General features: G+C 52.1%; 15 protein-coding genes and 2 CRISPR repeat arrays. Of the genes, 6 read left to right on the plus strand and 9 right to left on the minus strand.

All coding sequences use genetic code 11. The annotated features are described in order from the left end of the window. Positions 1-4 precede the first annotated feature (4 nt). Both HHJ06_RS04295 and HHJ06_RS04300 read left to right on the plus strand, forming a co-directional pair. Entirely contained in the window at positions 5-298 is a 294-nt protein-coding gene (locus HHJ06_RS04295) for a MarR family winged helix-turn-helix transcriptional regulator (RefSeq protein ID WP_215427912.1), read from the plus strand. Then, positions 295-552, plus strand: coding sequence for a hypothetical protein (locus tag HHJ06_RS04300; protein WP_215427914.1), 258 nt, complete (start codon positions 295-297; stop codon positions 550-552). The genes HHJ06_RS04295 and HHJ06_RS04300 overlap by 4 nt, the downstream gene beginning before the upstream one ends. Positions 553-688: 136 nt before the next feature. Continuing rightward, positions 689-2,662: a CRISPR direct-repeat array (repeat unit 33 nt; unit sequence GTTTCAATCCACGCACTCCGTGTGGAGTGCGAC). A 200-nt stretch (positions 2,663-2,862) separates the two neighbouring features. On the opposite strand, the gene cas2 is transcribed toward HHJ06_RS04300, so the two are convergent. From cas2 to cas4, 3 genes are read right to left on the minus strand one after another with little or no spacing between them, the layout of a single operon-like run. Then, entirely contained in the window at positions 2,863-3,153 is a 291-nt protein-coding gene (gene cas2 / locus HHJ06_RS04305; RefSeq protein ID WP_215427915.1) for a CRISPR-associated endonuclease Cas2, read from the minus strand. Between the two features lie 2 nt (positions 3,154-3,155). Further along, a complete protein-coding gene (gene cas1c / locus HHJ06_RS04310) occupies positions 3,156-4,175 on the minus strand; it encodes a type I-C CRISPR-associated endonuclease Cas1c (protein ID WP_215427917.1) in 1,020 nt (339 codons plus the stop codon). Next, positions 4,172-4,840 (minus strand): CRISPR-associated protein Cas4, encoded by a 669-nt coding sequence (cas4, locus tag HHJ06_RS04315; protein ID WP_215427919.1) that lies wholly within the window; start codon positions 4,838-4,840, stop codon positions 4,172-4,174. The genes cas1c and cas4 overlap by 4 nt, the downstream gene beginning before the upstream one ends. 126 nt (positions 4,841-4,966) lie before the next feature. Between cas4 and cas3 the strand changes: the two genes are divergently transcribed. Genes cas3 through cas7c form a run of 4 tightly spaced genes read left to right on the plus strand, consistent with a single transcriptional unit; the run spans position 4,967 to position 10,901 of the window. Beyond that, positions 4,967-7,429: a CRISPR-associated helicase Cas3' gene (gene cas3, locus HHJ06_RS04320; RefSeq protein ID WP_215427921.1), complete on the plus strand. Its 2,463-nt coding sequence runs from the start codon at positions 4,967-4,969 to the stop codon at positions 7,427-7,429. An 11-nt stretch (positions 7,430-7,440) separates the two neighbouring features. Then, on the plus strand, positions 7,441-8,136 hold the full coding sequence (gene cas5c, locus HHJ06_RS04325; protein WP_215427923.1) for a type I-C CRISPR-associated protein Cas5c: 696 nt from the start codon (positions 7,441-7,443) through the stop codon (positions 8,134-8,136). A 15-nt stretch (positions 8,137-8,151) separates the two neighbouring features. Next, positions 8,152-10,074: a type I-C CRISPR-associated protein Cas8c/Csd1 gene (cas8c, locus tag HHJ06_RS04330; protein WP_215427925.1), complete on the plus strand. Its 1,923-nt coding sequence runs from the start codon at positions 8,152-8,154 to the stop codon at positions 10,072-10,074. Positions 10,075-10,079: 5 nt separating this feature from the next. Continuing rightward, positions 10,080-10,901, plus strand: coding sequence for a type I-C CRISPR-associated protein Cas7/Csd2 (gene cas7c, locus HHJ06_RS04335; protein ID WP_215427927.1), 822 nt, complete (start codon positions 10,080-10,082; stop codon positions 10,899-10,901). A gap of 139 nt (positions 10,902-11,040) precedes the next feature. On the opposite strand, the gene HHJ06_RS04340 is transcribed toward cas7c, so the two are convergent. The 6 genes from HHJ06_RS04340 to HHJ06_RS04365 form a co-directional block, all read right to left on the minus strand. Continuing rightward, on the minus strand, positions 11,041-11,535 hold the full coding sequence (locus HHJ06_RS04340; protein WP_343206597.1) for a GNAT family N-acetyltransferase: 495 nt from the start codon (positions 11,533-11,535) through the stop codon (positions 11,041-11,043). Between the two features lie 300 nt (positions 11,536-11,835). After that, positions 11,836-13,685: direct repeats of the CRISPR family, unit length 31 nt; unit sequence GTTTCAATCCACGCACCTGTGAGGGTGCGAC. A 382-nt stretch (positions 13,686-14,067) separates the two neighbouring features. Beyond that, the gene (locus HHJ06_RS04345) at positions 14,068-15,645 is read right to left on the minus strand and encodes a glycine--tRNA ligase (RefSeq protein WP_215427931.1); all 1,578 of its coding nucleotides are present in this window, start codon (positions 15,643-15,645) and stop codon (positions 14,068-14,070) included. 84 nt (positions 15,646-15,729) lie between these two features. Next, entirely contained in the window at positions 15,730-16,392 is a 663-nt protein-coding gene (locus HHJ06_RS04350; protein WP_215427933.1) for a YdcF family protein, read from the minus strand. Positions 16,393-16,435: 43 nt separating this feature from the next. Beyond that, positions 16,436-17,215: a CPBP family glutamic-type intramembrane protease gene (locus HHJ06_RS04355; RefSeq protein ID WP_215427935.1), complete on the minus strand. Its 780-nt coding sequence runs from the start codon at positions 17,213-17,215 to the stop codon at positions 16,436-16,438. Between the two features lie 13 nt (positions 17,216-17,228). Next, a complete protein-coding gene (locus HHJ06_RS04360; RefSeq protein WP_215427936.1) occupies positions 17,229-18,398 on the minus strand; it encodes an aminotransferase class I/II-fold pyridoxal phosphate-dependent enzyme in 1,170 nt (389 codons plus the stop codon). Between the two features lie 27 nt (positions 18,399-18,425). Beyond that, on the minus strand, positions 18,426-18,911 hold the full coding sequence (locus tag HHJ06_RS04365) for an Lrp/AsnC family transcriptional regulator (RefSeq protein ID WP_102715641.1): 486 nt from the start codon (positions 18,909-18,911) through the stop codon (positions 18,426-18,428). Between the last annotated feature and the right edge of the window lie 221 nt (positions 18,912-19,132).

Genomic DNA, 19,132 nt, shown 5'->3' on the forward strand with positions numbered 1-19,132 from the left:
GCTGATGAAAGCACTGGACTTCATACAGATATTCGCCACCAACGTCCGCAGGATGGACTTCCGCCTCAGCAGCGCTCAGGTCATTCTGGCCATTATTGCCGGATACAGGCGCCACAGCACCATCACGGAAGCCACCCGCCTGCACCCTAATACCGTCACCAACATCCTGCAGGACCTCATCGCACAGGGATACGTCAACCGGTTCGGAGACTGCCGCCCTTACGTGTACCGCCCCACGGAGGAAGGCAAGCAGCTGGCCGGAAACCTGCTGGACAAAAATACCCTCCCCGGCACATGAAAGACTCCCTGCTCAGTACGGAAGAAAAACGCCGCTGGCTCGCCCGGGTCTTCCGGGATAAAGACGGCGAATACTCCCAGGCAGACAAATTCAAGGCCCTGGTGGAAGACACCAAGCTGGCCACCCTCCAGCAGGAAGAAGAGGAATTCAAACGCCGGCAGGAAACGGGAGCCGGAACGCAGGACCCCATTCTGGCCCTGCTCCAGGCTATCCCGCCCGCAGAACTCAACCTGGACAATCATACTCCTTCCTGAAGTTTTAATGATACGTCACTACAAAAAAGCTCTCCAGACCAAACAGGCCTGGAGAGCTTTTTCATTGTCAGACAGCAGAGTCGCACTCCGTGTGGAGTGCGACGCGGACTGGGAACTCTGGATGCAGGCCGCCGCGGTTTCAATCCACGCACTCCGTGTGGAGTGCGACGATGACCATGAAGAACTGGTTGAATACCAACAAAGTTTCAATCCACGCACTCCGTGTGGAGTGCGACGCAAAGCAATAAGTACAAGCTTGAAGCCATTACGGTTTCAATCCACGCACTCCGTGTGGAGTGCGACAAAAGGATTTATTACCTTCCGAATTTTCCGCAACGTTTCAATCCACGCACTCCGTGTGGAGTGCGACCTATGTCTCCCCTCGATATAGGACAATACCAAGATGGTTTCAATCCACGCACTCCGTGTGGAGTGCGACGCACACAATATCCACAGGTGCCGTTTCCACGGCGGTTTCAATCCACGCACTCCGTGTGGAGTGCGACCCTTGCAGCTGGGCTGCCTGGATATTGCCACCGGGTTTCAATCCACGCACTCCGTGTGGAGTGCGACATTCGCCTTCAGAAACGGCTGAAGGCGGTTGCGGGTTTCAATCCACGCACTCCGTGTGGAGTGCGACGGTATTTGTATAGAATCTCTAGGGCAGGCAGGGGGTTTCAATCCACGCACTCCGTGTGGAGTGCGACCAAGATTTTTTTCAAAAAAGTTATAACGCGTTGGTTTCAATCCACGCACTCCGTGTGGAGTGCGACGCTATACAGGGCGTTGCCCTTAAACCAGACACGGGTTTCAATCCACGCACTCCGTGTGGAGTGCGACCAAAGTTTCATGAATCTTGGAGCATTGGACGTGTGGTTTCAATCCACGCACTCCGTGTGGAGTGCGACTAAATGTGCACGCAAACAGTGTGCCCCATACGCTGTTTCAATCCACGCACTCCGTGTGGAGTGCGACGCCGTGTTTGCGGCATGCCGTGGGACCCTGATTTGTTTCAATCCACGCACTCCGTGTGGAGTGCGACTTTTTATGGCCGCCACTGTATGGCTTACTTTCCAGTTTCAATCCACGCACTCCGTGTGGAGTGCGACCCGCCGGAAACGGATAATGAGCCGCAAGAAGCGGGTTTCAATCCACGCACTCCGTGTGGAGTGCGACCGCCCCAAACCAGCTCAATAGCATGACACAGCTAGTTTCAATCCACGCACTCCGTGTGGAGTGCGACCAGATGGAAGTATTCAGGACGCTGGCCAAGGCGGTTTCAATCCACGCACTCCGTGTGGAGTGCGACCCGGCAAGGGAAAAAGAAACCGACCCGGAAGCGGTTTCAATCCACGCACTCCGTGTGGAGTGCGACTTTGCCCGGCTGTGATAGTTGAGGGGGCTTTCCTGTTTCAATCCACGCACTCCGTGTGGAGTGCGACCCGCAAAGAGATTGAAACCAAGCAACGGAACCAGGTTTCAATCCACGCACTCCGTGTGGAGTGCGACGTTCATCCGCGTATTTGACGAGTTGGCCGCCAGGTTTCAATCCACGCACTCCGTGTGGAGTGCGACAAGTCACCCCGCCCGTGGCGGTCGTTTCCACCGGTTTCAATCCACGCACTCCGTGTGGAGTGCGACCATAAGGCGGATAGGGTTGTTGCTTACGGCCCGTGTTTCAATCCACGCACTCCGTGTGGAGTGCGACTGCGCAGCACGTGCGCCACGCCGCTGCCTCCCTTGTTTCAATCCACGCACTCCGTGTGGAGTGCGACTCTTCTTTAATAGTTGAGCCTGACGTTACCGTCAGTTTCAATCCACGCACTCCGTGTGGAGTGCGACCGGCATCCAGCCCTGCGGCGGAAGCCTGCAATCCGTTTCAATCCACGCACTCCGTGTGGAGTGCGACCGTCGAATCGTCCGAAGACGGCGCCGACTGGGCGGTTTCAATCCACGCACTCCGTGTGGAGTGCGACATGTCGTACTGGCTAAAAAATAGCCTCAATAGTTGTTTCAATCCACGCACTCCGTGTGGAGTGCGACTGCCCTCTCTCCCTCTGGATAAGGTGCTTGCGTAGTTTCAATCCACGCACTCCGTGTGGAGTGCGACCGCGTATGATCATATGCACTGTTATTCAACAGTGCAAACGATACTTTGCGCCAACCTCCCGGAGAAGACCGTCATTGCACGGCCTCCTCTCGGGGTGATCATCTGTCAATCTTCAATTCCCAATGCATTACATCTATCGCCGACCTCCCGGGGAATTTGTGTGAGCTTGGGGTTGGCGCAAAGGCCGTGTTCAACAGTCTTTAAATAATCAGGGGGCCGGAAATGTCATAGCTTTTTTCCTTTCCCAATTGTTCTATCTTATGATGCCAATTGGAACCCATGTGATAAATCCTCAGGCTGTCGCTTTCGTGATCAATAATTTTAAGCAGCTTGCTCCTGATGTCAACCAATTGGGCCGGAGACAGTTCACATTCAAATACGGAATTCTGCACCCTCTGTCCGATATTTTCACAGGCGCGGGCAACCTGGCGCAAGCGGCGCTGCCCTGCCTTATCCTCCGTGGAGACATCATAAGTAATGAGAATGTACATGGTTACTTACTGATAAAGGGAGGATAACAATCCAAATCACCACGCAGGTGGCGCGCCATTAAAAGAGCTTGAATATGAACCAGCAATCCCAGTGTGGTCTTTTCTTGAAGGAAAGGATGCACCAGAACGGTCTTCTTCCGTTCCTGCCAGGCGTTCAACACTTTCTTACGGGAGTCTTCCTTCAGGAAAAAGGCACCGGACTCTTCCTTGTCAAAATCATCTGCGGTGATCTGCCTGCGGTTAATCAGCGTAAGGGCCAGTCGATCGGCCAGGGGTGCCCGGAATTCCTCCATCAGGTCGAGGGCCATACCGGGACGCCCCGGGCGGTCACGGTGCAAAAAGCCGGCGGAGGCATCAATGCCGGAGCTTTCAAGAGCGGACCGGGCATCATGGCACAACAAACTGTACAGAAAAGACAGCAGGGCATTAAAACAATCCCTGGGAGGGCGCCTGTTGCGGCCTTCAAACACCAGTTCCGGATCTTCCGTCCTCTGGCAATGGGAGAGGCAGGAAAAATATGTTTCTGCCGCAGAGCCTTCAATCCCCCGCAGGATGTCGCCGGATTCACAGCCGCGAGCCATGCGGCAAAAGGCCGCCAGACGGTTTACCGCCTCTGACAAATCCTTCCCGTACGTTCTCTGCGCCCTTAAAAGCAGGCTGCGGCAGTTCGCAATCTTAGCCGCAATCATTTCCCGTGCCACGCCCACCCACCTTGTCTCATCATCAGCCCAGCGGTACTGCTCCCGGCGCAGCAGGATATTTCCCTTCATGAAGCCTTGCACGCCGGCCAGGAACTTTCCGTAAGGATTACAGAAGGAAAGAGTGACGCCGCGTTCAGCGCAGGCCCCCATCAAATGCGGGGAAACTCCTATATCCCACCCCAGCGTTACGATGCCCTCCAGATTATGAAGGGGAACCCGGAGCAGGCAGGCCCCTTCAGAATTCACTTTTACGGTATCGCCGTCCTTGGACAGCCAGCATCCCTCCAGTGTAACAAACAAGGTATTTAAATGCTTCTTCATAAATCATCAGCTTCACTTGCACCAAGGCTGTCCTCAAACACATCATCCACCCGGGCCCTCAGGGCCTGCCTGTGCTCCCGGCACATGGAAGGCAGGCAATCATTGACCAGGGAACAGGACTTGCAGCCCTTGGAATAATGGGGCAATGGCGTAACAATGCCCGTCAGCACTTCCCTGGCACTACAGATAACCTGGGCTGTCAGGGAACGCAATTCCTGGTCAAATACCACTTCAAGCCTTCTCTGGGTCTTTCCGTAAAATAAAAAGCCGGAAGGAATTTCCACCTTGAACATCTCTTCCAGGCATAGTGCCTGGGCGCACACCTGCACTTCATCTGCACGATGCGGCTTGGGCTTCCCCACCTTGTATTCCACGGGAGTCATGAACACTGCCTCACCGCCCTTTTCAGCATAAACGGCTTCCACCACATCCGCAATCCCGTGAATACCCCACTGTGCGGAAGAAACATGAAGGGAGCGCAGCACTTTTTTCAATCCGCGGGTTTCCGTCATCCCGGAATCAGCCCGTTCATGAAATACATTTCCCTCTGCCGTGAACTGGTTCTCCTCCCATGCGCATTCCAGATGAATCAGAGCGCACTGCCTGGGACAGTACAGGTAATGCTGCAATGCCGCCAAGGGTATGGAGAAGAGAGTCGAAGACATCTTGGAAATTCTGTTCAGAATGGAACCCTAAATAAAATACTAAATTAATCAATTCATATCTTGTAAATCCCACGGAAAAGACTACTCTGGCTCTCCGGTACTGGAACTGGGAAGGAAGAATAAAACATGTTAGCACGGCCTGGACAGACAATTGAACAGCACACGCATGAGTGTATTGTAGGCGCCTCTCTTAACGCGGCAAAAATAGGATTGGCCAGGACGGCGGCGCTCATCGGGGCGCTTCACGACTTTGGGAAATGGAGTGATGCCTTTTATGAATATATGGAGGCTATTGTCTCCGGAAAAGACCCTGGACCTCGAGGCTCCGTCGATCACTCTACGGCAGGAGCACAACATCTGTGGCGTTATTTCATGAATGCTCCCCACCCAATGGAAGCATTTGAAAAATATTGGGTTCAAATAATAGCCCTTTGCTGTCTTTCCCACCATGAAGGATGCCTGATTGATAATCTAAAAACGGACGGTACCAATTCCTTCAAAGCCCGCATTACTAAAAACGTCGAGAAATCCCACTATAAAGAAGCCTGGAAGAACATGCCTGAAGAGGAAAAAGCCCGGATACAGGCAATGCTTTCGGATCCGGCCTTAAGAGAAGAATGGCGTTCCCTTGATGCCCTCCTCAGAAATGGTGAGAAAAAACTGTCTGGCAAGGAAATAAAATACCGATATGGTCTCTTGTGCCGGTTTTTGTTGAGTTCCCTTGTGGATGCCGACCATTCCAGTGCGGGCGGAGAGCCGGTTGAAGCCGTACCCACACCTCCATGGGACAAGATGCTGGCTAATCTGGACAGTTATCTGGCAGGCTTTACCTCACATGGAATGATTGATGATTTGCGTACAGAAATATCTCAACGCAGTTTCAACGCAGCAGGTCGCCCTCAAGGCAAGTTTTTAATGACTCTCCCCACAGGAGCCGGGAAAACTCTGGCCAGTCTGCGGTTTGCGTTGGCCCACGCACAGAAGCATCATCTGGACCGGTTGATCTATGTTATTCCCTACACCTCTATCATTGACCAGAATGCGGCTATCATCCGTGACGCATTGGGGGAGGAATTTGGAGATCTCATCCTGGTTCATCATTCCAATGTCCTCGTTGATCCCAAAAATGAATTATCCGGAAGCGAACTCTATCAGGAGGAGGAAAAGCGCCACCAAGCCGAATGCTCCTGGAATCCTCCCATTATTCTGACAACGGCGGTACAGTTTTTGCAGACGCTGTTTTCCAAAGGGAGCCATTACGTGCGCCGTATGAACAGCTTGGCCCGTTCAGTAATTATTTTCGACGAAGTTCAGGCTCTCCCTTTAAAATCCACCTACTTGTTGACATCCGCATTAAATTTCATGGATGAAGTCATGGGATGCAGTCTTGTTTTATGCACGGCTACGCAGCCCATATGGAGCCGATTGGAGGATAAGGTTTGGAATTTAAGGCTGAATCCAGATCCTCATATCATTCCCGACTATCAGAAATATTTTGAACTGTTTCATTCCAACCGCCGGATTGCTCTGAATATGATTGAAGAATCCAAACAATGGAAACTTCAGGAGTTTACTGATTTTGCATTAAAACAAGCGCGGATGGGTAACAATACCTTAATGATAGTTAATACGAAATCCTTTGCCCGCAATCTGTATGAGGCCTGTGGCGATGTGGAGGATGTACAAACCTGCCATTTAAGCACAAACATGATCCCGGAGGATCGCTCAGGCATCATCCAACATAAAATAGACAAACACTCTCTTGAAACAGCTAAAAAGACTGGAAGACCTATCTTGTGCTTCAGTACGCAATTAATTGAAGCTGGGGTGGATGTGGACTTTGATGTAGTCATTCGTAGTGCAGCAGGCCTGGACTCTCTTGTCCAGGCCGGTGGCCGCTGCAACAGAAATGCCCGGCTGGACGAGGGAAACATGTTCGTCGTCTTTCCTTCCCAAAAACTGGAGCATACAGACAAATTGGAAGAAATCAGCATTGGCAAATCACTTTTACACCAAATTTTCAGCGACGTGCACGGAAATGCCGATTTACTGATGGAAGAAAACGCCTTGGATTCTTTTTACCGACATTATTATTCTGAGCAACGGAACAAGTTGGCTTACCCGTTGGAGGCCGACAGTTACACCATGATGGACCTGCTTTCTACGAATGAAGCCATAAAAATGGAGGCGCAGCGGATTCAGTCTGACAGCTCCGACATGCTTCTGCATCAGTCATTCCAAAAAGCGGCAGAAGCTTATAGAGTCATCGAAGGCTTATCCACTCCAGTCATTGTGAATAAGGGCGAGGGGGCTCAGATTATAGAAAAATTGATAGAGCTGGCGCACCCTCATTCGCAAGAAGAATGGAGAGACGTCCGAAAATTGCTCAGGGACGCCATGAAGTACACGCTCTCATTAAACTATTCCGAGCAGGAAGTTCATTCCATGCTTGCAGACGGAGTACTTGTGTTACTACCCACGGATTATCCTGTCTATATGCTTTCAGAAATTCATTATGATGAAAAAACTGGATTTTCATGGTCCGGAAAAGAACCCTATGCTAAAAATCCAGGCGCTCTTATCTCTTAATTTATTTTATCATGGGAAATAACATAGAATACATGGTATCAGGGAAATTGGCCCTATTCACTGATCCCCTCACCCGCATGGGCGGTGAAAAATACTCTTACCACATCCCTACTTATGAAGCTTTAAAGGGAGTAACCAAATCTATTTATTGGAAGCCCACCATTAATTGGGTCATTGATGAAGTGCGCATCATGAATCCCATTCGGACGTTCGCAAAAAACATGAAACTGATCAAGTATCATGAAAGCGGTGCTGAACTGTCAGTATACACTTATTTGATAGATGTTGCTTATCAGGTACGAGCTCATTTCGAATGGAATTTGCTTCGCAAGGACATGATGGCGGACCGCATTGAAGGAAAACATGCCGCCATCATCCGCCGCACTCTGGAAAAGGGAGGCAGACGCGACATCTGCCTGGGCGCACGTGAATGCCAGGCTTATGTGGAACCGTGCCGCTTTGGAAACACACCCGGAGCCTATGATGACACTCCGGAACTCGCCTTCGGCGTTATGTTCCATGGATTTGATTATCCGGATGAGACGGGAAGAGACGAATTGGGGGTGCGCTTCTGGAAACCCGTCATGAAGAATGGGATTGTAAAATTCATCCGTCCAGAAGAGTGTAATATAACGAGGGCTGTCCGCAAGATGAAGGCTAATCCTCCACGCTCATGCGGAACAAAAGACTCCTCTTTGGAAGAATAGAAAGCGAGGTAAACAATGAACTGGATGGAAGCTTTATATAGGACGTACGAAGACAACGCGCAACAGGTGGGGAAGAACTCTTCGGAAGAGAGAGATTTAAAAAAACGGACGATCACACCGCTATTCCCGCTTTATCATGGTAGCCAAAATGCCCAGATAACAGTCGTACTGGATGGTTACGGCAATTTCAGACGAGCAGAAATCGTCCCCACGGGGAGCCAGCAAACAATCATTCCCGTTACTGAAAAATCCGGAGGAAGAACCAGCGGCCTGTGTCCCCACCCTCTTTGCGATAAACTGCAATATGTAGCGGGAGATTTTACCAGATGGACGAACAACAGCAAAAGCGGGTACAAAGAATATCTAAACCAGTTGGAGTGCTGGAAAGACTTTGATCCTTCCAATGCCACGCTTTCTGCCATCTTTGCGTACGTATTAAAAGGTACCCTTTTGGAAGATCTTGTTGAATCAAAAATTCTGCCCGTCAATGAAAACTCCTTCTTAATGAAAAAATGGACGGGCGAAAAGAATGATACACCGGCAATTTATGCAGCCCTCGGAGTGGTCGGCATAGACGCTATCCTTGTAAGATGGAGAGTAGAAATTCCTGGTAATCTTGTTCCGGACGTATGGAAAAACAAGGAAATGTGGAACTCCTGGATCCGATTTCAAGAATCACGGGGTCAAAACACAGGCTTGTGCTATGTGACGGGTGAGACCACTAATTTGGCAACACAGCACCCGGCCCGTATCAGAAATGCTGGAGACGGCGCCAAAATCATCTCCTCCAATGATTCTTCCGGGTTCACGTTCAGAGGAAAATTTGATGACTCGAAGGAGGTGTGCGGGGTAAGCCGTGAAGTCTCCCAGAAAGCCCACAGTGCCTTGAGATGGCTTATTTCCAACCAGGGGTGGAGAGATGACTCCCAGGCAATCGTAGCTTGGTCATCCAGAAGCCTTTTCATGCCAGGTCCATGGTCTGACACCAGAGAATTGCTGGAGATGGATCCGGACGAAGAACCTGAAACCATCCAATACACGGCCGAAGAAGTGGGACGAAAGCTTAGAACTAAAATCTCAGGTTATAAAGAAGAAGTAGCCAACATCAGCAAAGTTTTCATCATGGGCCTGGATTCAGCCACTCCCGGTCGTTTGTCCATCACCTTCTTCAACGAGATGGACTCCGTTGAATATTGGAATAACATTGAGCATTGGCATACTAAATGTGTGTGGTGGCAGTGGAGTGAAAAAAACAAATTGCGGTACGCCGGTGCCCCTTCTCCCAGAACCATTGCGGAAGTGGCCTATGGAAAATCCGTGGACGAAAAATTGCGCAAGCAGACAGTGGTTCGTCTACTTCCCTGCATTATTAAGAGACGACCTGTTCCCCCTGATCTGGTAGATGCCTGCATCCACAAGGCCTGCAACAGAAGCGGGCTAGAGAATCGGGATTGGAATCTTGCCGTCAATACTGCATGCGCCTTATTTAGATACCAATTTAACTCAACCCAAAAACAACACCATTACACCATGAGTCTGGATAGAACCATTACAGAGCGGGGATATTTATACGGAAGGCTGCTTGCTGTAGCGGAATTGCTGGAAAAAGCCGCCCAGAAAGCCTCCTCCGATACGGAACGCCCCACCAATGCGGAAAAACTGATGCAGCGCTTCAGCTCCCACCCACATTCAACGTGGCAAACTTTGCGCAAAGCACTTGATCCTTATATTCAAATATTAACAAAAAATAAACCAGGATGGAAAAATTACTACGATAAAGAATTAGCAAGTATTCATGACCTCTTTGATCAAACCGATTTCATCAATGACAGTAAGGTTTCAGGAGAATTCCTCTTGGGATATTACTGCCAAAAATCGGACATGTTCAATAAAACATCTTCCTCAAAAGAAGAAGAAAATTCCCAACCTAAAGAATAAAAACCATGTCATTACAACATAAGATAGACTTTGCGGTTATCTTCACCGTAAAAAATGCGAATCCTAACGGAGATCCGTTAAATGGCAACCGCCCCCGAACCACTCTTGATGGCAACGGGGAACTTTCCGATGTCTGTTTGAAACGTAAAATCCGTAACAGGCTCCTTGATTCCGGGGTTCCTATATTTGTACAATCGGACGATCACAAGATAGATACCTGCAAGACATTAAAAGACAGGGCTTCCATTCTTCTGGAAGGGAAGAAATCCAGGGAGGAACAAACAAATCTGGCTTGCCGGACGTGGTTTGATGTGCGTGCCTTTGGACAACTGTTTGCATATAAAGGTACGGGTGAAAAAAAGAATGACGGCGTTTCCATCGGTATTCGTGGTCCTGTCACCGTCCAGGCAGCTTTCAGCGTAGAACCTGTTGAAATCACCAGTACCCAAATTACCAAAAGTGTCAGCGGAGAAGGCGATGGCACAAAAAAAGCATCCGATACCATGGGCATGAAACACCGAGTGGATCATGGAGTCTATGTTTTCTATGGAGCCATTTCTCCTCAGCTTGCTTCCCTTACAGGATTCAGTGACGAAGATGCAGAAATCTTAAAAAATGCCCTCCCGTTCATGTTTGAAGGGGATGCCTCTTCCGCCCGTCCTGAAGGCAGCATGGAAGTAAAGAAGGTAATCTGGTGGCAACATTCCTGCCCCGCAGGCCAATATTCTTCCGCCAAGGTACACCGAAGCCTTATTGTTCATGCTGACGGCACCTATAAGATGGAAAATCTTCCAGGATTGACTCCGGAAGAAATTGATGGTTTTTAACATCTTGTCCAGGCCCATCTTCATAAGGAAATGGGCCTGGACTTTATTTGTTCTTATAGTAAGCAAAAGAAAAAACTGAAACGTCCAGAATTTAAGTGCCTCTTAGTGCTAGCAGTCACTCACCGTGGAGCCACGTTATTTATTCTCGGCAATATTTTCCATCTGCAAGTACCACGGATGTTTCAATCTGTCTTTCCGGAACCGTCCAATACTTCTTTAACAGCAGCTTCCGTTCTTCAGGCCCTACCAAATGAAACCCGTTTTTCTGGTAGAAGTCGATCGCCCAGGTCGCATCCGCCCACGTTCCTATTAAAACAGGTTTCTCCTGATCTTTTCGTAAATAGTTAAGAAGCTGAACTCCAATTCCACGCCGCCTGGCGCATGTCCTGACATAGGCGTGACGTATCAGTTTAACATCTTCCCGGTCCTGAATGCCCATGACACCAAGAAGGAGCCCCTTATCTTCATAACAGTAAAACTCCACACCATCTCTGATCTGTTCCTTTAATTCATCCATGGGCATGTAAGGTTCCTTCCATCTGTCGGCAGGAATCCTGTCTTTATAAGCCACGGCTGAATCATTGATAATTTCATAAATCGTTTCCTGTTCCGACTTCAAGCACTTTCTAATCATCTCATCTATCCCTCTTGATGCAAAATACAACGGAAACTTAACATACCGTTGCCATGTTCCTATAACGAATTCTTCCTGGTTCTAGAAGTTTCATTTGTGTCACAGATTACCTTTTTAAATATTTAAGCCCGACTATTATTTTTCTTTATTACTTCAAGAAAGTCGCCCCCAAACCATTCTCACCTTGGCACCCCCTATTTAATGCTATGCCATTTAAGAGGGCTGGTATTTGATGGTCGCACCTATATCTCCATACAGGTGTGACAACCATCTAAAACGTATACCCCTTGACGCATATCGTGTTTAATCCACGCACCCGTGAGGGTGCGACCCAAAACGGGGTGGAAGATTGGGCGCACTATTGGTTTCAATCCACGCACCTGTGAGGGTGCGACACGCCGTCATGGCGGAACAGGCCAAATGGCTGATGTTTCAATCCACGCACCTGTGAGGGTGCGACGCCCGCAAAAAATTAAAGGGATGCCCGCACTGGCGTTTCAATCCACGCACCTGTGAGGGTGCGACCCAGGGCGACGGTGGCAAGGGAATTTCACGACGGGTTTCAATCCACGCACCTGTGAGGGTGCGACTCACGCCCGACCAGGCCGAGGCGATTGAAAAAGCGTTTCAATCCACGCACCTGTGAGGGTGCGACTGATGAAGATTATTCCAAACACAATACATGGATTGTTTCAATCCACGCACCTGTGAGGGTGCGACGACGCCTATTTCAACTGTAAACCCAACGCATTGGTTTCAATCCACGCACCTGTGAGGGTGCGACGGTTCACAAAGTGTTCTTTTTTTCTTGAAGAAAGGTTTCAATCCACGCACCTGTGAGGGTGCGACCTCCAGTTTGCCCGGCTGTAAAGGGCGGCAAAAGGTTTCAATCCACGCACCTGTGAGGGTGCGACCCGGATGGTCCCTCCGTATTGCTCCACCAGGGGGGTTTCAATCCACGCACCTGTGAGGGTGCGACACAGGCGCAAGACGTATTCTGCCTTGATTGCATTGTTTCAATCCACGCACCTGTGAGGGTGCGACTTTGGATGAATTCTTTCTTGCCCATCGTGTAACGGGTTTCAATCCACGCACCTGTGAGGGTGCGACCATCCTTGCCTGACGCGGATGACGATCAGGAGCCAGTTTCAATCCACGCACCTGTGAGGGTGCGACTAGACTAGGCTTGCCAGGATGATACCTTTCGGGACGTTTCAATCCACGCACCTGTGAGGGTGCGACTCGATGAAATTCACCACGTCTTACGCAGTGACCGTTTCAATCCACGCACCTGTGAGGGTGCGACCAGCTCGCCGTACACCCAGCAGCGGACGTTTCCGGTTTCAATCCACGCACCTGTGAGGGTGCGACCGGATGACATTAAGACCTGCATTGACGATCTTGAGTTTCAATCCACGCACCTGTGAGGGTGCGACAAGGTGCGCCAGGATGAAGCCAGGCTGAAAATGGTTTCAATCCACGCACCTGTGAGGGTGCGACACGCTGGCGGGCAACGCCCATCAAGAGACGTTCCGTTTCAATCCACGCACCTGTGAGGGTGCGACAGGAGCAGGGACAGAAGGGCGGCAAGGTTGATCCAGTTTCAATCCACGCACCTGTGAGGGTGCGACAACACGTTGAAATTAAATGGGATTTTGAAGGATGGTTTCAATCCACGCACCTGTGAGGGTGCGACTGCGTTCCGGCGCCACGACCGCCCGCAAGGCCGGTTTCAATCCACGCACCTGTGAGGGTGCGACGGAAGACCTGGCCATTACCCTGCGCCGCTGCATGGTTTCAATCCACGCACCTGTGAGGGTGCGACTTCACCATGGCCGGACGCTTTCCCGAATGTGGAAGTTTCAATCCACGCACCTGTGAGGGTGCGACCGGAGTCCGTGTCTCCAAAAACCAATTAGTTAAAGTTTCAATCCACGCACCTGTGAGGGTGCGACCCCCCTAAATCTAAAAATTAGAATTAACTCATATGTTTCAATCCACGCACCTGTGAGGGTGCGACATCCTATAGCCCCTTATGGGGCATCCTAAAAATAGTTTCAATCCACGCACCTGTGAGGGTGCGACTGCCCTCTCTCCCTCTGGATAAGGTGCTTGCGTAGTTTCAATCCACGCACCTGTGAGGGTGCGACGGCGGAAAGGAATATGCGTTGAAAGTTAGTGGTACAAACGGCTCTTTGCGCCAACCTCTTTCAAGATACATAATCCTTACGCCTTCTATCTTATTGAAGGGAATGTCAATCTACTGGTTTCAATGACTTACAGGAATCGCCGATCTACCGGGAAATTCCTGTGAGCTTGAGGTTGGCGCAAGCAGATCATCGGTTCAGCAATTCATGTTGGAATCGCTGATTCACCTCTGGTTAACCAACCTGTTTTTGATGCTAGATGGTCCGTGGCCTATCGTCCAGCAACTTTTTTCCATCACAGTCATTCCGAAAACAAAAGGCCGCTCCATTCAACACGGAGCGGCCCTGAAGTGTTTTGCGGCATCAGCGGCCGTCAAAGGCGCCATTAACGCACGCGGGCAATGAGCCAGTGAAGCAGGTCCTTGATGGCAACGCGTTCCTGCTCCATGGAGTCGCGGTGGCGGATGGTCACCGTGTCCTTGAGGGAGGCATCGTTTTCTCCGAGGGTTTCAAAGTCCACCGTGATGCAGAAGGGGGTACCCACTTCATCCTGGCGTCGGTAGCGGCGGCCGACGGCTCCCGTTTCATCATAGAAGACGGGCATCCACGGCTGGAGCGTTTTTTCAATTTCCCGGGCGATGCGCACCTGTTCCTCGTTTTTCTTGAGCAGCGGGAAGATGGCGGCCTTGATGGGAGCCATCCGGGGGACAAAGCGGAGCACGGTACGTATGTCTTTCTTGCCCTTGTCATCCACCAGTTCTTCTTCATCAAAGGCTTCACAGATGATGGCCAGAATGGTGCGGTCACACCCGGCGGAGGGTTCCACCACGTGGGGAATGAATTTCTCCCGCGTTTCTTCGTCAAAGTATTCCAGCGGACGGCCGGAGCCTTTCTGGTGGCAGCTCAAGTCATAGTCCGTGCGGTAGGCAATGCCTTCCAGTTCCTGAATGCCGAACGGGAATTCATATTCCAGGTCGTAGGTTTTCTTGGAGTAGAAGGCGCGTTCACCATCCGGCACATCCAGCAGATGAATGTGTTCGCGCGGCACGCCCACTTCATCATAGAAGCTGAGGCGGTGTTCCAGCCATTCATCCACCAGGCGCAGGCCGTCTTCCGGACGGCAGAAGTATTCGATTTCCATTTGTTCGAATTCGCGGGAACGGAAGGTGAAGTTGCGCGGATTGATTTCGTTGCGGAAGGATTTGCCGATCTGGGCAATCCCGAAGGGGAGCTTCACACGGGAGCTGTCCAGAATGTTCTTGTACTGGCAGAAGATGGACTGGGCCGTTTCCGGACGCAGCCAGCCGGTGGCATTGGGATCGTTTTCATCAGAGGTGGCCCCAATGGTCGTCTTGAACATGAGGTTGAATTCACGGGCTTCCGTCACCAGGGAACCGTTGGCGGGGTTGTACATGGTGGAGTCCGTGATGGGTTCCATGCGTTCGCCTTGAAGCTCCATTTCCTTGTGGGAGACGTCCTTGCCGGCCAGCTGGGCATAGTACTGGGCTGCCGTTTTTCGTGCCTTGTCCGCCTGTTTTTCAGAGTCCACCAGGACGGAGTATTCCTTTTCCACGCTCCAGGAGCCGTCTTTCCTGGTGGCTCCGGTGTAGAAGAAGCCCATGCCGCTCTGTGCCGGAATCTGGTCCGCGCGCAGGCGTTCCTTGGTCAGCAGGCAGTCGCACATCGGGTCGGAGAAGCCGCCCACGTGGCCGGAGGCCACCAGCACGGAGTTATGCGTCAGAATGGAGCCGTCCATGCCCACCATGTCGTCGCGTTCCTGCACGTTTTTGCGCCACCAGTATTCCTTGAGGTTGCGCTTGAGTTCCACACCCATGGGACCGTAGTCCCAGCAACCATTCAGCCCGCCATAGATTTCAGCTGCCTGGAAGATGAAGCCCCGCCTTTTGCAGAGGCTCACGATTTTCTCCATTCGGACGGGATCTGTATTGGTTCTGTCTGCCATGATAAGATATATAGGTTGGGTTGGCTATGTGGGTTGTATTGATGACCGCAATCAGCGGCCAGTGAAAGCAAAAAGCGTGTCTTCTCAAGAATTCCAGGGGAGAGCCACCCCCTTGAGCAACTGGGAGTCATATCCGGCTTCCACCAGCGTGCGGAAGGCTTCCATCGCCTCCGGAGTTACGGGCTGTTCCGTGGAGAATCCCTGCCGGGGGTATTCCAGTATCCGTTGAAAGTCCCCCACCATGGCGGAGACGACCAGCTCCTGCGGCAGTTCCGGAGTCAAGTATTCCCGGAAGCTTACGGGAGGGGAGCTGACCGTTACCCCGGGTTCCGGCCACTGGGCCTGGAGCGTAGCCAGGGTACGCCGTTCCATATACGGTTTTTGCAGGGCTATGAGGCTGACAGGCTCCGGAATGCCGGCCTGTTTCAGGATTTCCCGGGAAAAACGGACGTTTTCCCCGGTGTTGGCGGACTTATTTTCAATGAGTATCCGGTCTTCCGGCACTCCCGCCTTCACGGCTGCCGCCGCAAAAAGTTCCGCCTCCGTCACAGCCCATTCCCCGGTGAACCGCCCGACCCCGCCGGAAAACAGGAGCAGGGGCGCCAGCTTCCTCGCATAAAGTTCCGCCGCATATTCCGCCACCCGCACGTCATTGCTGCCAAGGATGAAGATGAGGTCCGCCGGGCGCAGCTCCTGCTTCACATGGTGGTAGTCCCATAAAATTTCTATTGCTTCTTCCGGAGTCATCAGTCTTATGTACTTAAGAAGCCCCTCCCTGTAAACGCCGGATTCACCACAGGCCGTATTTGCCCCATTCCAGGGCGGCCCATCCCAGCAGCGCATTCGCCACTGCGTGCATGATGATGACGGCGCACAGGTTTTTCTGCCACACGGCAAGGAGGTACGCCAGAGAGCCGTAGATGAAGGCGCCGCAGTAGTCCACCGGCTGGTGCACGGCCATGAAGCACAGGGTAGTTACCCAGTACGCTTTCCAGGTGTTCGTGCCGAAGGGCACTTTCCACGGGTGGTCCAGGTTCACCATCAGGCGCATCAGGTACCCGCGCCAGAAGAGTTCTTCCACCAGAGCCACTACCACCACGGCCCGGAAGAAGCGCAGGGCCAGCGCCGCCAGCCAGCTCCAGGAGTCCGGAGCAAAGACAATGCCGGGATCAAATCCTTCCGGGCGCGCGTCAATTCCCAGCAGGTACCGGTACCATGGCCAGGAGGGGTGGCCGAACCACGCGTCCGGCCCGCCCGGCAGACGGTCCGCCACCATCGCAGGGGCCAGCCAGCACAGGATGCCCAGCACGCCGAAGAGGACGCCCCACACGGCAGGTTTCCATTTCCAGTCCCAGTCAACGGCCTTTCTCCACCAGATGACCAGGGCAAAGCAGACGATGGCCTGCACGGGGTACAACCATTGCTCCGGCGCCCTTCTCCACCAGGCCGCGGCAGGGTGGTCCCATTCCAGAAACGGGCCGCCAAACTGCCACAGCAGGGTAAAGCCCATGAACACCGCAAAGGGCGCTACGTACGCCCTTGTTTTCAGGGCCTCCGGGACGGAGCTCATGGACGCGGAGAGGTCAGGAGAGGGTTTTCACAAAACGCTCCATGCGGTTGCAGGCTTCCTTGATCTGGTCAAAGGCAGTCGCATAGCAGCAGCGCAGGTAGCCTTCCCCGCTTGCACCGAAAGCGGTACCGGGCACGGCGGCCACCTGCTCTTCCATCAGCAGGCGCGTAGCGAATTCCTTGCTGGAAAGGCCGAATTTGGAGATGTCCGGGAAGGCGTAGAATGCGCCTCCGGGCAAATGGCAGTCTATGCCGATTTCATTGAACCGCTTCACCAGGAAGTCCCGGCGCTGGCGGTAGCTTTCCCGCATTTTCAGCATGGCGGAGGTTCCGTTTTCCAGTGCTTCAATGGCCGCCTCCTGGGAGGTGATAGGCGCGCAGAGCATGGAGTACTGGTGGATTTTCATCATGGCGGAGATGAGCGGTTCCGGCCCGCAGGCATAGCCCAGGCGGAAGCCCGTCATGGCAAAGGCCTTGGAAAAACCGTGCAGTAGCAGCGTGCGTTCCTTCATTCCCGGCAGGGAGGCGATGGAGACATGCGGCTTGCCGTCGTAACGCAGCTCGCTGTAAATTTCATCCGTCAATACAATCAGGTCGTGCTTGATGCAGATGCGGGCAATTTCCTTGAGCGTTTCCACAGGGGCCACCGCTCCGGTCGGATTGGTGGGGAAGTTGAGCATCAGCACCTTGGTCCGGGGCGTGATGGCGGTCTCCAGCACGGCCGGATTCAGGGCAAACAGGTCCTGCTTGCTCGTAGGCACGGCGGTAGCCACGCCATAGGCCATTTTCACGCTGGGAGCGTAGGAAACGTAGCAGGGTTCATGGTAGAGAACCTCGTCCCCCGGGTTCAGCACGGCGCGCAGAGCCAGGTCAATGGCTTCGCTTACGCCCACCGTCACCAGCACTTCATGCAGGGGGTCGTATTTTACATGGAAGAAGCCTTCCACATATTTGGCGATGGAACGGCGCAGGGATTCCAGCCCGTAGTTGGAGGTGTAGGAGGTATGCCCTTTTTCCAGGGAGTAAATGGCTGCCTCACGGATGTTCCACGGCGTGACGAAGTCCGGTTCCCCCACGCCCAGGGAGATGATGTCCGTCCGGCCTGTGACCAGGTCAAAGAATTCCCGGATGCCGGAACGGGGAATGGAGTCTACCTGCTCCGCTATTTTGTTCTGCCAGTTCATTAATGGTTCCTTTCTGACGGCAGGGGATTACGGAGCGACAACCAGGCGTTCGGCCTGCACGGGGGCCTCAAACACGCAGCCGTTTTTCTTGTAGGTTTTCAGATGGAAGTGCGTGGAAGTAGACAGAACCCCTTCCAGCGTGGACAGTTTTTCCGCCACAAACCGGGCGATGTCCCGCATGCTTTTCCCCTCCACCAGCACCAGCAGGTCAAAGCCGCCGCTCGCCAGATAGCAGGAGGAGACTTCGTCAAAACGGGAGATACGCATCGCCAGGCGGTCAAAGCCGCCGTCACGTTCCGGCGTCATCTTCACCTCAATGAAGGCCGCCACACGGCTGTCGTGTTCGTATTCTTCATTCACCACCGCCTGGTAGCCCAGGATCACGCCTTCCTTTTCCCATTGCTCCCGCTGGGCTCGCACGGCTTCTTCAGTCATGTCAAGACGTTCGGCCAATTCGCCATCGCTCAAGCGGGCTTGAGTCGCCAGTAACTGTAGAAGTGTTGCGGAGGACATAAAATTTCAGGCATAAAAGACCCTTTTATAGCGGACGTGTCAAGAACACATGTTACGCAAGCCTGACATTCATTCTTTCCAGCATGATAAAATATGCTCTTTTTCTTCAAAAAACAGCCTTCGGCACAAAAACATAACATGATTAAATTCATAAATTTAAGTATTATTTCAAACATTCGTTGGAATTATTTTCAGAGAATAGTTGCTCTAATCCGCCCTTT

This window comes from Akkermansia muciniphila (assembly GCF_018709685.1).
In the GTDB taxonomy this organism is placed as follows: Bacteria; Verrucomicrobiota; Verrucomicrobiia; order Verrucomicrobiales; family Akkermansiaceae; genus Akkermansia; species Akkermansia muciniphila_E.

What these genes read in the sequence shown, in the direction of transcription:
- HHJ06_RS04295 (WP_215427912.1), top strand. Translation starts at nt 5, where the DNA reads ATGAAAGCACTGGACTTCATACAGATATTCGCCACCAACGTCCGCAGG.
- HHJ06_RS04300 (WP_215427914.1), top strand. Translation starts at nt 295, where the DNA reads ATGAAAGACTCCCTGCTCAGTACGGAAGAAAAACGCCGCTGGCTCGCC.
- cas2 (WP_215427915.1), bottom strand. Translation starts at nt 3,153, where the DNA reads ATGTACATTCTCATTACTTATGATGTCTCCACGGAGGATAAGGCAGGG.
- cas1c (WP_215427917.1), bottom strand. Translation starts at nt 4,175, where the DNA reads ATGAAGAAGCATTTAAATACCTTGTTTGTTACACTGGAGGGATGCTGG.
- cas4 (WP_215427919.1), bottom strand. Translation starts at nt 4,840, where the DNA reads ATGTCTTCGACTCTCTTCTCCATACCCTTGGCGGCATTGCAGCATTAC.
- cas3 (WP_215427921.1), top strand. Translation starts at nt 4,967, where the DNA reads ATGTTAGCACGGCCTGGACAGACAATTGAACAGCACACGCATGAGTGT.
- cas5c (WP_215427923.1), top strand. Translation starts at nt 7,441, where the DNA reads ATGGGAAATAACATAGAATACATGGTATCAGGGAAATTGGCCCTATTC.
- cas8c (WP_215427925.1), top strand. Translation starts at nt 8,152, where the DNA reads ATGAACTGGATGGAAGCTTTATATAGGACGTACGAAGACAACGCGCAA.
- cas7c (WP_215427927.1), top strand. Translation starts at nt 10,080, where the DNA reads ATGTCATTACAACATAAGATAGACTTTGCGGTTATCTTCACCGTAAAA.
- HHJ06_RS04340 (WP_343206597.1), bottom strand. Translation starts at nt 11,535, where the DNA reads ATGATTAGAAAGTGCTTGAAGTCGGAACAGGAAACGATTTATGAAATT.
- HHJ06_RS04345 (WP_215427931.1), bottom strand. Translation starts at nt 15,645, where the DNA reads ATGGCAGACAGAACCAATACAGATCCCGTCCGAATGGAGAAAATCGTG.
- HHJ06_RS04350 (WP_215427933.1), bottom strand. Translation starts at nt 16,392, where the DNA reads ATGACTCCGGAAGAAGCAATAGAAATTTTATGGGACTACCACCATGTG.
- HHJ06_RS04355 (WP_215427935.1), bottom strand. Translation starts at nt 17,215, where the DNA reads ATGAGCTCCGTCCCGGAGGCCCTGAAAACAAGGGCGTACGTAGCGCCC.
- HHJ06_RS04360 (WP_215427936.1), bottom strand. Translation starts at nt 18,398, where the DNA reads ATGAACTGGCAGAACAAAATAGCGGAGCAGGTAGACTCCATTCCCCGT.
- HHJ06_RS04365 (WP_102715641.1), bottom strand. Translation starts at nt 18,911, where the DNA reads ATGTCCTCCGCAACACTTCTACAGTTACTGGCGACTCAAGCCCGCTTG.